This is a genomic window from Occultella gossypii (genome assembly GCF_019947135.1).
Classification (GTDB): Bacteria; Actinomycetota; Actinomycetes; order Actinomycetales; family Beutenbergiaceae; genus Occultella; species Occultella gossypii.
This window is the reverse complement of sequence record NZ_JAGSHT010000023.1, coordinates 141274-153754: the sequence shown is the minus strand read 5'-3', so window position 1 is coordinate 153754 and position 12481 is coordinate 141274. Positions and strand designations below refer to the sequence as shown.

Annotated in this window: 11 protein-coding genes; 8 read left to right on the top strand and 3 right to left on the bottom strand. The window is 71.3% G+C overall.

All coding sequences use genetic code 11. The features are described from left to right. The 7 genes from KCQ71_RS23700 to KCQ71_RS23670 all read left to right on the top strand — a co-directional run bounded on the left by KCQ71_RS23700 (position 1) and on the right by KCQ71_RS23670 (position 7374). Positions 1 to 948, top strand: a complete 948-nt coding sequence (locus KCQ71_RS23700; protein WP_223411166.1) for a DUF1177 domain-containing protein — start codon at positions 1 to 3, stop codon at positions 946 to 948. A gap of 180 nt (positions 949 to 1128) precedes the next feature. Next, positions 1129 to 1881: an IclR family transcriptional regulator gene (locus tag KCQ71_RS23695; protein ID WP_223411165.1), complete on the top strand. Its 753-nt coding sequence runs from the start codon at positions 1129 to 1131 to the stop codon at positions 1879 to 1881. 42 nt (positions 1882 to 1923) lie between these two features. After that, positions 1924 to 3594: an OPT/YSL family transporter gene (locus tag KCQ71_RS23690; RefSeq protein ID WP_223411164.1), complete on the top strand. Its 1671-nt coding sequence runs from the start codon at positions 1924 to 1926 to the stop codon at positions 3592 to 3594. A 66-nt stretch (positions 3595 to 3660) separates the two neighbouring features. After that, a complete protein-coding gene (locus KCQ71_RS23685; protein WP_223411162.1) occupies positions 3661 to 4728 on the top strand; it encodes a 2,5-dihydroxypyridine 5,6-dioxygenase NicX family protein in 1068 nt (355 codons plus the stop codon). Continuing rightward, the gene (locus tag KCQ71_RS23680) at positions 4728 to 6023 is read left to right on the top strand and encodes an alpha/beta fold hydrolase (RefSeq protein WP_223411160.1); all 1296 of its coding nucleotides are present in this window, start codon (positions 4728 to 4730) and stop codon (positions 6021 to 6023) included. Before KCQ71_RS23685 ends, KCQ71_RS23680 begins: the two co-directional genes overlap by 1 nt. 8 nt (positions 6024 to 6031) lie before the next feature. Continuing rightward, positions 6032 to 6718, top strand: a complete 687-nt coding sequence (locus KCQ71_RS23675; protein WP_223411158.1) for an AroM family protein — start codon at positions 6032 to 6034, stop codon at positions 6716 to 6718. Next, a complete protein-coding gene (locus KCQ71_RS23670) occupies positions 6715 to 7374 on the top strand; it encodes an aspartate/glutamate racemase family protein (RefSeq protein ID WP_223411156.1) in 660 nt (219 codons plus the stop codon). Before KCQ71_RS23675 ends, KCQ71_RS23670 begins: the two co-directional genes overlap by 4 nt. Before the next feature lies 1 nt (position 7375). On the opposite strand, the gene KCQ71_RS23665 is transcribed toward KCQ71_RS23670, so the two are convergent. Together KCQ71_RS23665 and KCQ71_RS23660 are read right to left on the bottom strand one after the other, a co-directional pair. After that, the gene (locus KCQ71_RS23665; protein ID WP_223411148.1) at positions 7376 to 8257 is read right to left on the bottom strand and encodes a sigma-70 family RNA polymerase sigma factor; all 882 of its coding nucleotides are present in this window, start codon (positions 8255 to 8257) and stop codon (positions 7376 to 7378) included. A 56-nt stretch (positions 8258 to 8313) separates the two neighbouring features. Beyond that, positions 8314 to 9681 carry an FAD-binding oxidoreductase gene (locus KCQ71_RS23660; protein WP_223411146.1) on the bottom strand — a complete coding sequence of 456 codons (1368 nt, stop codon included), beginning with the start codon at positions 9679 to 9681 and terminating at the stop codon, positions 8314 to 8316. Between the two features lie 174 nt (positions 9682 to 9855). Between KCQ71_RS23660 and mgrA the strand changes: the two genes are divergently transcribed. Further along, positions 9856 to 10899: an L-glyceraldehyde 3-phosphate reductase gene (mgrA, locus tag KCQ71_RS23655; protein WP_223411144.1), complete on the top strand. Its 1044-nt coding sequence runs from the start codon at positions 9856 to 9858 to the stop codon at positions 10897 to 10899. A gap of 24 nt (positions 10900 to 10923) precedes the next feature. Here mgrA and KCQ71_RS23650 read toward each other — a convergent pair whose 3' ends face one another. Beyond that, the gene (locus KCQ71_RS23650; RefSeq protein ID WP_223411143.1) at positions 10924 to 12405 is read right to left on the bottom strand and encodes an alanine/glycine:cation symporter family protein; all 1482 of its coding nucleotides are present in this window, start codon (positions 12403 to 12405) and stop codon (positions 10924 to 10926) included. Positions 12406 to 12481: the final 76 nt, after the last annotated feature.

Below are 12481 nucleotides of genomic sequence, written 5' to 3'. Positions count from 1 at the left end.
ATGCTCAAGCACGTCCTGACCATCCTCGACCTCCTCGACGACCCACGCGTCGACGGCGAACGGGTCGCCGCGCACCTGCGCGACCTCGCCGGCGACGCGGTCGAGGCGATCGGCATCGACGTGACGAGAGTGCAGGGCGACAAGGGCCACACCGACTTCGTGACCGTCCGCGTGCCCGGCACCGATGGACGCGCGTCCGGCGGTGACGCCCGCACCCTCGGTGTGATCGGCCGCCTCGGCGGGATCGGCGCCCGCCCCGAGCGGATCGGGTACGTCTCCGACGGAGACGGGGCGACGGCGGCCCTCGCCACCGCGGCGAAGGTGGTCGAGATGTACGCCCGGGGCGACCGGCTGCCCGGTGACGTCATCATCGGCACGCACGTGTGCGCGTGGGCGCCGACCCGCCCGCACGAGCCGGTCCCGTTCATGGACTCGCCCGTGGACATGGGCATCATGAACGACAACGAGGTGCTGCCGGAGATGGACGCGATCGTCTCGATCGACACCACGAAGGGCAACCGCGTCATCAACCACCGCGGCATCGCGATCTCACCGACCGTGCGGCAGGGCTACATCCTGCCGGTCAGCCCGGACCTGGTCTCCGTGTACGAGAGCGTCTGCGGTGAGCCGGCCCAGGTGTTCCCGCTGTCCACCCAGGACATCACGCCCTACGCCAACGGGCTCTATCACATCAACTCGATCCTGCAGCCGGCCGTGGCCGCACAGGTGCCGGTGGTGGGTGTCGCGCTCACGGCGGTCACGGCGGTGGCCGGCTCGGCGACCGGGGCCAGCCACGAGGTCGACATCGCGCTCGCGGCCCGGTACGCCCTCGAGGTCGCGAAGGGATTCGGCGACGGTTCGCTGTCCTTCTGCGACGAGCAGGAGTTCACGACCCTGACGCGTCTGTACGGGGATGCCACGCACCTGCAGGGCGTGGGCACCGCCTGAGCCCAGTTGCCGCGGGACGGGGCGGGATCGCGCGAGTTTCGCTCGCGGTCCCGCCCCGTCCGCGTCTGCCGGTGAGCTCGGGTCCGGGACGGTCGACGGCGTTAACCCCGTTGTTACATGCTCGTGCGAGTGTTGCTACTATCGGTTCGCTCGACCCGATATGAGCAACGGGAGATTCGCATGGCCGCACCCAACGCAGGGCACCTGCAGACGGTCGGCCGCGCGCTCGCAGTGCTTCGGGCCTTCACCCACGAGAACCCGACGCGAGGCGTCTCCGAGCTGGCACGAGAACTCGGCCTGGACAAGTCCCAGACACAGCGGGCACTCGCCACGCTGGCCGCCCAGGGGTTCACCGTGCTCGATCCGGCCACCCGCCGGTACTCCCTCGGCCCTGCGCTCGTGGTGCTCGGTCACCTCGCCGAACACAGCGAGGGCGTGCGGCACCGCATCGAGCCGCACCTGGCCGCGCTCTCGGCCGTCACCGGCGAGAGCACGGTCGTCTGCGTGCCCGACGGCGCCCGGTACCGCACCGTGGCGGCCGTCGACGGTCCGGGCATGGTGCGGTACAACACCGCGCTCGGGCGCACCTACCCCGGTCACCTCGGTGCCACCGGGCACGCGATCTTCGCGTCCTCGACGGTGCTGGACGCCCGCGAGATCCTCGTCGCCGCCGGCGACGAGGACCCGCCGGCGGTCGAGGTGGCCGCGCTGCAGGCCCGCCACGACCAGGTCCGCAGCCTCGGGTATGCCGTCTCGACCGGTGAGTTCGACGAGCGGGTCATGGCGATCTCCGCGCCGATCCTCCTCGAGGGCGCGGTCTTCGGATCCGTGACCACCCTCGGCCCCCCGCAGTACATGGCAGATCGCTCCACAGAGCTGATCGACGCCGTCCGCCACGCCGCCAGCGACATCGGAGCGACCCTCCAGAGCTGACCGGGCGTCCCCGGCAAGCACCCCCCATGAAGGAGGCCATCCATGGCCGAACGACCCACGCCCAGCACCGCGACCGAGGAGCGACTGGTACACCCCCGGGCATTCGCGCCCGCCACGCTCATCCTCACCGTCCTGCTCTCGGTCCTCGGTGCCTACATCGGTCTGCACCTGATCACCACGCTCGGCATCTCCGCGAACACCTCCGTGGTGGGCGCGCTGATCGCGATGGTGATCGGCCGGGTCGGCATCGGGTTCTTCGGGAAGTTCCGCGACACGAACCGGCAGAACCTGGCCCAGACCGCGATCTCCTCGGCCACGTTCGGCGCCGCGAACGCCCTTCTCACGCCGATGGCGATCGGCTGGGCGTACGGGCGCATCGACCTCGTCTGGCCGCTGCTGATCGGCGCCGTCGTCGGGCTCGGCGTGGACTCCTGGGTGCTCTACCGCAGTTTCGGTTCCCGGTTCCTGCCGGCCACTGCCGCGTGGCCGCCCGGGATCGCCGCTGCCGAGACCATCAAGGCCGGTGACAAGGGCGGCAAACGCGCCGCCGTGCTCGCCGGTGGCGGCGTGGTCGGCGCGGTACTGGCCTGGGTCGGGCTCAGCGGTTCCGCCGCGGGCGTCGCGCTGATCGGCAACGTCGTCGCCCTGCTGATGTTCGCCATCGGGCTCGCCGTCAACCAGTTCATCACCCTGCTGCCCGGCCTCGCGGACTTCTCCCTCAGCGGTCAGTTCATCCCGCACGGCGTCATGATCGGCGCCGGCATCGTGGCCCTCATCCAGGCCGGGGTCCTGCTGAGCAACCGGCGCAACAAGGCACAGCGGGCCGGCGACGAGACCGCGGCGAAGGCCGCGGCCGCCGACCCCGCCGCGGCCGACCCCGCCGACGCCGACTCGGTCACCCCCGGCCAGCTCCGGCGGGCACTGTCCTCCGGCGTGGTGATGTTCCTCGCCGGCGCCGTGCTGCTGGCCATCATCACCGGACTCATCACCGAGATGAGCATCCCGGCGATCATCGGCTGGGCCCTGTTCGCGGCGTTCGCCGCGTTCGTCCACGAGATCATCGTCGGCCTCGCCGCCATGCACTCCGGCTGGTTCCCGGCCTTCGCGGTGACCCTGATCTTCCTGGTGATCGGCCTGGTCGTCGGGCTCCCGGAGGTTCCCCTGGTGGTGCTGGTCGGCTACTGCGCGGCCACCGGCCCGGCGTTCGCGGACATGGGCTACGACCTCAAGGCGGGCTGGGTGCTCCGCAAGGTCCACTCCCGTCACCCGCAGTACGACGCGTACGAGCGGGACGGGCGTCGCCAGCAGTACTACTCGGCGATCGTCGGGTTCGTCGTCGCGCTCGTCGTGGTCGCGCTGCTGTGGCGCTCCTACTTCGAGGACGGGCTGATCCCGCCGGTGGCGGTCGTCTACGCGGACACCATCACGGCCGGTCTGACCGACCCCGATGCCGTGCGCAACCTGCTGATCTGGGCGATCCCCGGCGCCCTCATCCAGGCCATCGGCGGCCCCAAGCGACAGATGGGCGTCATGCTCGCCACCGGTCTGCTCCTCTCGGTGCCGTGGGCCTGCTTCCTGGTCGCGGGCGCGCTCGCGGTCCGCCTGGTCGTCCGGCAGGTCAAGGGCCCCGAGGCGGAGGAGGAGCTCTCCCTCGTCGGAGCGGGCCTCATCGCCGGGGACGCGCTCGCTTCCCTCGGCCGCGTCTTCCGCTGACGCCCGCCCATCGACAACCCAGCGACGGTTCCGCCGTCGCGTCCAGCGAAACGAAGGGAGTGACCCATGGAGGTCACCAACAGAATCGAATCCCGCAGCGAGTACCTGTCCTTCGAGGCCATGGTCGGCGCACGCAAACTGATCGAGGAGATCATGTGCGTCAAGCCGGGGGAGAACGTCCTGATCACCACCGACACGTCCTCGGACATGCGCGTGGCCGATCTGCTCGGCGGCGCGGCGATGGCCGCCGGGGCGCACCCCGTGATCGTCCGGTACGAGACCCGGTGGGCCTCCGCGGTCGAGCCCCCGGCCCCGGTCGCCGGCGCCGCCCTCGGCGCGGACGTCTGGATCGAGCTCCAGCTCGGCTACCTCATGCACTCGGACGCGTTCCGCGCCGCGATGGCCCGAGGCACCCGCTACACCTGCCTGACCGGCCTGGACGTGCAGATGCTCGTGGACACCGTGGCGAAGGTCGACTACGCCGGCGTCCGCGAGCTCGGGGACAAGCTCGTCGAGCTGCTCAGCGCCGGTGAGGAGATCCGGATCACCTCCGCCAACGGGATGGACATCACCGGCCGCACCGGTGACCGCCCCATCCACGTGCGCGGCATCCCGGCGGACAAGCCCGGCATGTCCGTGATGCTCGCCGGTCAGATCTCCTGGAACCCGATCGAGGAGAGCCAGAACGGCACGATCGTCTTCGACGGCGCCGCCTGGCCGCCGGACGACAACGGGCTGATCACGAACCCGATCACCCTCACCGTCGCCAACGGTGTGGTCACCGAGGTGGCCGGCGAGGGCCGGGACGCCCAGATCTACCGCAACTGGCTCGCCGCCCAGAACGACCCGAACATGTACCGGGTAGCGCACTGGTCGCTCGGCTACAACCCCGGCGTGACCCGGTCCACCGGCCGGATCGTCGAGGACGAGCGGGTGTTCGGCTGCGTCGAGTTCGGCATCGGCACCAAGGGAGCCTGGATCGGCGGCGAGCCGTGGGTCGCGCCGGCGCACAGCGACGGGTCCGCGGTGGCCCCGAGCATCTTCGTGGACGGCACCGCGATCGAGGAGGACGGGCGCTACGTGCATCCCGAGCTCGTCGAGATCTGCCGCAGGCTCGGCGTCGAGGGCTACTGATGTCCCTGACCACGGCGGGCTACCGGATCGATGGCCACGACGTCCGCGAGCACGAGCTCGACGTCCCGCTCGACCGCACCGGTGTCACGCCCGGCACCATCAGCGTGTTCGCCCGCGAGATCGTGCGCGACGGCGGAACCCACCGTCCGTACCTGGTCTGGTTCCAGGGTGGGCCGGGTAACCGGGCCAACCGGCCCGACTCGATCGGTGGCTGGCTCGACCGCGCGCTCGAGGACTACCGGGTGCTGCTGCTCGACCAGCGCGGCACCGGCCGATCGACGCCGGCGAACCGGCAGACCCTCACCGGCGACGCGGCGGCGCAGGCCGAGTACCTGTCGCACCTGCGGGCCGACGCGATCGTGGCCGACGCCGAGGCGCTGCGGACCGAGCTCCTCGGGGACGAGCCGTGGACGCTGCTCGGGCAGAGCTTCGGCGGCTTCGTCATCACCACCTACCTGTCCCAGGCCCCGGCGGGGATACGGGAGGCCATGATCACAGCCGGGCTACCCGGCCTTCGCACCCCCGTCGAGGAGACCTACCGGCTCACGTATGCCGCCACCGCGCGCCGCAACCGGGAGTACTTCGCCCGGCACCCGCAGGACGAGCAGACCGCCCGGGCGGTCGCGGCACACCTGGACGGCGAGGAGGAGATCCTGCCCACCGGGGAGCGGCTCAGCTCCCGCAGGCTGCGCACCCTCGGGATCAGCCTCGGTACCCAGACCGGCTTCGACTCGCTGCACTATGGGATGGAGGCGCCGTTCACCACGGTCAACGGCACCCGTCGGCTGGCCGATTCCTTCCTCGACGAGGTCGGCAGGGCCCTGAGCTTCGCACCGCGCCCGCTGTACGCCGTGCTGCACGAGAGCATCTACGCCCAGGGTGCGGCCACCGGCGGCGCCACGCGATGGGCGGCCGACCGGGTCCGGGCGGAGTTCGCCGAGTTCGCGCTCGACGCCGGCCCGGATGCCCCGTTCCGATTCACCGGCGAGCACATCTACCCGTGGCAGTTCGAGGAGGACCCGGCCCTGGTCCCGCTCCGGGACGCCGCGGACCTGCTCGCCCGGCGTGCGGACCTGCCCGCGCTGTATGACCCCGACGTGCTGGCCGAGAACTCCGTCCCGGTCGCTGCGGCGATCTACCACGACGACATGTTCGTCCCGCGGCAGACCTCCCTGGCCACCGCCGCGGCCATCCGCGGGCTCCGCCCGATCATCACCAACGACTACCAGCACGACGGAATCCGGGTGGACGGGCGCAACCTGCTCGACCGGCTCATCCGCACGCTCCGACGCTGAGGGGAACCATGACCACGCTCGCCCTGATCACCATCGGCCAGGCACCTCGCACCGATGTCACCCCCGAGATCCTCCCCGTGCTGCCGGCGGACGATTTCCGCGAGTACGGCGCCCTGGACGACCTCGACGCCGAGCAGATCGCCGCCCTCGCTCCACGCCCCGGCGAGCCCGCGCTCACGTCGCGCCTGCGTGACGGCGGCTCGGCGGTCTTCGGTCACGACCGGGCGGTACCCCTGCTGCAGGAGGCCGTCACCCGCGCCGAGCGGGACGGCGCCGACCTGAGCCTGCTGATGTGCGGCGGTCTCTTCCCGGCACTGGTGCATGAGCGCCCGCTCTTCGGGGTGGAGCGACTGGCGCACGACGGCGTCCGGGGCCTGCTCGGCGGGTTCGGCGCCGGCGCGCGGCTGGGGGTGGTGCGCCCGCTGCCCGAGCAGGTGGCTGACGCCTACGAGCACTGGGAGGCCAGCATCGGGGTGCGCCCGAGCGGGGCCACCGCAGCGAGCCCGTACACCGACCCGGTCGAGACGATCGCCGCAGCGGCGGCGACGCTCGCTCCGGAGGCGGACCTGATCGTGCTCGACTGCATGGGCTTCGACGAGACCATGCGCGCGGCGGCGACCTCCGCCGTCGGGCCGGACGTCACCGTGGTGACCATCCGCTCCGTCGCCGCCAGGCTCCTCGGCGCGGTGCTGTGACCGCGCCCCGCACCGTCGGGGTGATCCGCGTGGTGACCTCCGATGACTGGCAGTTCCTGGAGGCGCACGGCCGGGTCCTCGAGCAGGCCTACGGCTACGGCACCGTGACCGCGTGCCTACCGGACCAGCCGCACGGCGTCTACGACGACCGCACGTTCGCGGCCGCCGCCCAGAAGATGCCCGCTGCGGCCCGGGCCCTGGTGGCCGAGGGCGCCGCCGCGGTGATCCTCTCGTGCGCCGCCGACCCGGGGCTCGCCTGGGCCCGTGCGGCCGTGGAGGTTCCGGTCATCGGGGCCGGATCGGCGGGTGCCGCGATCGCGCTGGCGATGGGTGGCGCCGTCGGGGTCCTCGGTATCACCGAGGAGGTGCCCGAGTCCGTCACCTCCGTGCTCGGCGACCGGCTCGTGGCGTCGCGCGTGCCTGCCGGGGTGCGCCGCACCACGGAACTGACCACGGCAGCGGGCGCGCGGGCGGCGGTCGAGGCAGCCATCGAGCTTCGGGACGCCGGCGCCACGACGATCCTGTTCGCCTGCACCGGTCTGACCACGCTGAACCTGGCCGGGCCGGTCCGAGCGGCCACCGGACTGCCGGTGGTGGATGCGATCAGGGCCGCGGGGCTGGTTGCTGCCGACGCGCTCGACGTCAGACCTCTTTGAGCTACTCTGGCCAGGCCGGGGCGTGCAGGTGGGTGATCAGGCCGTTCTCCGACGTGATGACCAGGAGCGCGGTCGGCCTGCCGCCGGAGTAGGTGAGCACGCCGAAGGTGTCCGCGATCTCGATGATCCGGAACTCGCGATCCGCGGCGCCCACGCGGTGGCGCTTCGCGCCGCTCGCGACCTCGGCCGCACCGCGGACGATGCGCACCCCGCCGGCCTCCGGGCTCAGGTCGACCCGGAGCACCACGTCGGGATGCAGGATCGCAAGCAGATCGTCGAAGTTGCCGTCCCGGCCGGCCGCGAGGAACGCCTCCACCACCGCGCGTTGCCGGGCCCGGTCCTCGCCGCTGCGGCGCAGTTGCCGGCCGGACTCGGTGCCGCGGATCCGGGCCCGGCCCCGGCTCGCGAGTTTGCGCGCCGCCTGCGGGGTCCGGTCGAGGACCTCGCCGATCTCACCGAACGGGAGCCCGAACACGTCGTGCAGGACATAGGCCAGACGCTCGTCGGGCGAGAGCTGGTCCAGCACGATCATGAGGGCGTAGCCGACCGCGTCGGCGATCTCGGCCCGCGCCGCCGGGTCGTCATCGGCGCGCGTCACCGGCTCGTGATCGGGCACCGAGCCCAGCGGCTCCTCACGGCGGCGCCCGCGGGAGCGGAGCGTGTCCAGGCAGATCCGGCTCACGACCTGCGTGAGCCAGGGACGGAGGTCGTCGATGGTGGCCGCATCGGTCCGCTGAAGGCGCAGCCAGGCCTCCTGGACCGCGTCCTCCGCGTCCGTGAACGAACCGAGCATCCGGTACGCGACCGTCGTGAGATAGCGACGATGCGCCTCGAACTCGCCCGCTTCGCTCCGTTCCTGCCCGGGGGTACCTGCGCCGGTCATCCCACTCCTTGCCGCCGGTGTTCGCTGCCGGCTCGCGCTGTGCGCCGTCATCGACGCTACCGCAGTGCCGGTTCGGCGGTGTTCGCGGGCGCCGGGGTGATGTTGTGGTTGCCGGCGAACACGTTTCCCGGGTCGTACGTCCGCTTAATCCCGCGCAGTCGGCGGAGCGTGTCGGGCGGGTAGACGGCCTCGACATCGGCGGCGGTCGCCGTATCGAGGAAGTTCGCGTAGGCCCCGTCGACGTGCGGAGCGAGGTCCCGCCAGATGTCCCGGATGCGGCCGGCGGCTGCGTCGACGACCGCCTCCGGGCCGGCGGCCGCGATGACGACGAGGAACTCCGCCGACCGATGGCCGAACGCCGTGGCGTCCGGCGGAACCTGCGACATCGCACCGCCGAGACTGCGCACGGCGATCGCGGGCGGTGCCTCGCCTCGCGCCCGGCGGGCGAGGACCTCCATCGCGTCCGTCGCCCCACCCGGGGCGACGAAGGCATTGCTCGCCGAGATGCGCAGGCCCGGCGGCAGCATCGCTCCGTCGACGAGGATGTCCGAGTACCGGTGCCGGGTGACGTCGTCGGCGACGATGGTGCCGAGCCTGCGGATCGGGTCGAGCACCGCCTCGGCCGCGCTCGCGTCCTCGCCGTGGACGGCGACCACCACCTCCACCGGAGCCTCACGGCCACCCGCGAACGGATTGGCGAGGTTCACGATCGAGGTCAGCTCGTGCGGCGCCGTGCGCATGATGTCCGCCCAGGCGGGTAGGACGGCGCCCACCTCGTCGGCGGGGAAGGCGATCCGACCGAACTGGAGACCTGCTCCGGGTCGTGCCTGGAACTCGAAGGACGTCACGACCCCGAAGTTCCCGCCCCCGCCGCGAAGTGCCCAGAACAGCTCGGGATGCCGGTCGGTGTCCACGGTGAGGACCGCTGCGTCCGCGGTCACGATCTCGGCCGCGACGAGGCTGTCCAGGGTCAGCCCGTGTTCCCGGACCAGCCAGCCGATGCCGCCGGAGAGGGTCAGACCGCCGACCCCCACGCTCGCGGTGTCCCCGGAGGAGATGACCAGGTCGTGCGGCGCGAGGGCGCTCGCGACCTGGGCCCACGTCGCGCCGCCGCCGACGCGCACCCGTCCTGAGTCCGCGTCGACCTCGACGTCCGCGAGGTTCGAGAGGTCGAGGACGGCACCGGAGTCGAGGGTGCCGAACCCGGCGAACGCGTGCCCGCCCCCGCGGACCGCAACCGGTATCCGTTCCGCGGCGACGAACCTGATGGCGCGACGCACATCGGCCGTGCTGGCCGGGCGCAGCACCACGTCGGGTGTGCCGAAGGTCAGCGCCGTGCGACGGGCGCCGTCGTACTCCGGCATCCCTGGACCGATGACCGACCCGCTGAAGTCCTGACGCAAGGCGTCCAGAGCTGACGTCATGGGGTGTTCCTTCCTCTTGCGATGACACCGTCGGATGACGGTTCACCTGGAGGACGACGAGCGGTCGCGGAATGTGACCGGCACTACGGTGGGTACACGACCCGAACACCGGGGCGGACGCCCGCACGTCCGCGCTCCTGCCCTCCCTGCCCCCGCTTCACCGAAGAAGGAACGATGACCTACACCGCTGAGCCGAACCGCTACGACAACGCCACCTACCGCCGGGTGGGCCGCAGCGGCCTGGACCTGCCCGCGATCTCCCTCGGGCTCTGGCACAACTTCGGCGACGACGTGCCGATGGAGCGCCAGCGGGCCATCCTGCGCCGCGCGTTCGACCTGGGCGTCACCCACTTCGACCTCGCGAACAACTACGGCCCGCCGTACGGCTCCGCGGAGGCCAACTTCGGCCGCCACCTCGCGGCGGACTTCCGGCCGTTCCGCGACGAGCTGGTCATCTCCTCCAAGGCGGGCTACGACATGTGGCCCGGCCCGTACGGGCAGGGCGGCGGCTCGCGCAAGTACGTGCTCGCCAGCCTGGACCAGTCCCTGACCCGGATGGGCCTGGAGTACGTCGACATCTTCTACTCGCACCGCTTCGACCCGACCACGCCGCTCGAGGAGACGATGGGCGCCCTGCACACCGCGGTTCAGCAGGGCAAGGCGCTCTACGCCGGGATCTCGTCCTACTCGCCCGAGGACACCCGCCGCGCCGCGCAGATCCTGGCCGACCTGGGCACCCCCCTGCTGATCCACCAGCCGTCCTACTCGATGCTGAACCGGTGGGTCGAGACCGAGGGCCTGCTGGACGCCCTCGAGGACGTCGGCGCTGGTTGCATCGCGTTCTCCCCGCTCGCCCAGGGCATGCTCACGGACAAGTACCTGGGCGGCATCCCCGAGGGTTCGCGCGCAAGCCAGCACAAGTCACTGAACCCGAACCAGCTCACGGACCAGGCCCTCGCCAAGATCCGCGCGCTCAACGAGATCGCGTCCGGTCGCGGGCAGAGCCTGGCCCAGCTCGCACTCGCCTGGGGTCTGCGCGACGAGCGGGTGACCTCCGTGCTCATCGGGGCCAGCAGCGTGGGTCAGCTGGAGGACAGCCTCGGGGCCCTCGACAACCTCGACTTCTCCGGCGACGAGCTCGACGCGATCGAGTCCGTGCTCGGTGAGAAGCAGCCCGACTCGCCGGTCGATCTCTGGTCGTCCTCGCGCAAGGGCTGAGCCTGCCGAACGAGCGCCGTCAACTCAGCTCTGGCGGGCCGCGGATGCCTCGATCACCGGGATCGGGCCGGTGACCGAGAGCTCGTCCTCCCAGCATTCGATGCCGTCCAGATCCGGCATCCGGTCTCGGGTGAAGACCGGGTCACGGCCGGCCTGCCGTTGCGCGGCGTAGTCACGCATCAGGCGGAAGGCCACCCCGGAGAGCAGGGCGATGGCGATCAGGTTCACCAGAGCCATGGCTCCCATCACCAGATCGGCGAGGTTCCAGACCAGGTCCGCGGCAGCCAGCGAACCGCCGAGGATGGCCAGGACCACCAGGCAGCGGTAGGCGGTGAGGATCCGCTTGCTGCCGGTCATGAACTCGATGTTCGACTCACCGTAGTAGTAGTTGCCGAGGATCGAGCTGAACGCGAGCAGGAAGATGATCAGCGCGAACAGATAGGTGGACCAGCTGCCGAGGTTGCCGATCACGGCCGTCTGGGTCAGGCTGATGCCGCGTTCGGCGTTCGCCAGGTCCGGGCTGGAGACCAGGATGATGAAGGCCGTGATCGAGCAGATCAGGAACGTGTCGAAGTAGACGCCGAGGGTCTGCACCAGACCCTGCTTCACCGGGTGGGTGACGGCCGCGCTGGCGCCCGCATTGGGTGCCGAACCGAGGCCGGCCTCGTTGGAGAACATGCCGCGCTTGATGCCCTGCAGCACGATCGTGCCGAGGGCCGCGCCCACGATCTCGTTCGCCCCGAACGCGTCCGCGTAGATGGACCCGAACACCTCAGGCAACCTGGTGATGTTCAGGGCCACGATCGCCAGGCCCATCAGCAGGTACAGCAGCGCCATGGCCGGGACGAGGCCGGACGTGATGCTCGCGATCCGCCGGATCCCGCCGAACACCACCAGCGCGGTCAGCGCAGCAAGCACGAGGCCCACCACGGGTGCCACCCAACCGGGCGCGGCCGCATCCGGGCTGATCGTGGTGGCCACGGTGGCCGTGATCGTGTTCGCCTGGAGTGAGGAGAACGCGAACGGGAAGCAGACGATCAGGATGACGGCGAACAGGATGCCGGCCCAGCGTGCTTTCAGCCCTCGCTCGATGTAGTACGCCGGGCCACCACGGAACCCGTCGGAATCGCGCACCTTGTACAGCTGGCCGAGCGTGGACTCGACGAAGCTGGAGGCGCCGCCGATGAACGCCATCGTCCACATCCAGAACACCGCCCCGGCACCGCCCACGGCGATCGCGGTTCCCACGCCGGCGATGTTGCCGACGCCCACGCGGGAGGCGGCGGAGACGGTGAACGCCTGGAACGCCGAGACGGACTGCGGCTCGCCGGCGTCGTCCTTCGGGGTGCGATCGGTCAGTGTGCTGAACATCTGGGGCAGGGTCCGCAGCTGCACCACACCGGTGCGCACCGTGAAGTACAGGCCGAGGACCACCACGATCGGCAGCACCAACCAGGTCCAGAACGAGTCGCCGATGGCCAGCACCGCGTCGTTGAGGGCGTCCATCGCGACAGTATGTCGCTCGACGGGGGAGACCGCACGGGGCGGTGGGCTCGCCCTGCCGAGGACGGGCACGTTCGAC

What these genes read in the sequence shown, in the direction of transcription:
- KCQ71_RS23665 (WP_223411148.1), bottom strand. Translation starts at nt 8,257, where the DNA reads ATGACCGGCGCAGGTACCCCCGGGCAGGAACGGAGCGAAGCGGGCGAG.
- KCQ71_RS23675 (WP_223411158.1), top strand. Translation starts at nt 6,032, where the DNA reads ATGACCACGCTCGCCCTGATCACCATCGGCCAGGCACCTCGCACCGAT.
- KCQ71_RS23685 (WP_223411162.1), top strand. Translation starts at nt 3,661, where the DNA reads ATGGAGGTCACCAACAGAATCGAATCCCGCAGCGAGTACCTGTCCTTC.
- KCQ71_RS23680 (WP_223411160.1), top strand. Translation starts at nt 4,728, where the DNA reads ATGTCCCTGACCACGGCGGGCTACCGGATCGATGGCCACGACGTCCGC.
- KCQ71_RS23650 (WP_223411143.1), bottom strand. Translation starts at nt 12,405, where the DNA reads ATGGACGCCCTCAACGACGCGGTGCTGGCCATCGGCGACTCGTTCTGG.
- KCQ71_RS23700 (WP_223411166.1), top strand. Translation starts at nt 1, where the DNA reads ATGCTCAAGCACGTCCTGACCATCCTCGACCTCCTCGACGACCCACGC.
- KCQ71_RS23690 (WP_223411164.1), top strand. Translation starts at nt 1,924, where the DNA reads ATGGCCGAACGACCCACGCCCAGCACCGCGACCGAGGAGCGACTGGTA.
- KCQ71_RS23695 (WP_223411165.1), top strand. Translation starts at nt 1,129, where the DNA reads ATGGCCGCACCCAACGCAGGGCACCTGCAGACGGTCGGCCGCGCGCTC.
- mgrA (WP_223411144.1), top strand. Translation starts at nt 9,856, where the DNA reads ATGACCTACACCGCTGAGCCGAACCGCTACGACAACGCCACCTACCGC.
- KCQ71_RS23660 (WP_223411146.1), bottom strand. Translation starts at nt 9,681, where the DNA reads ATGACGTCAGCTCTGGACGCCTTGCGTCAGGACTTCAGCGGGTCGGTC.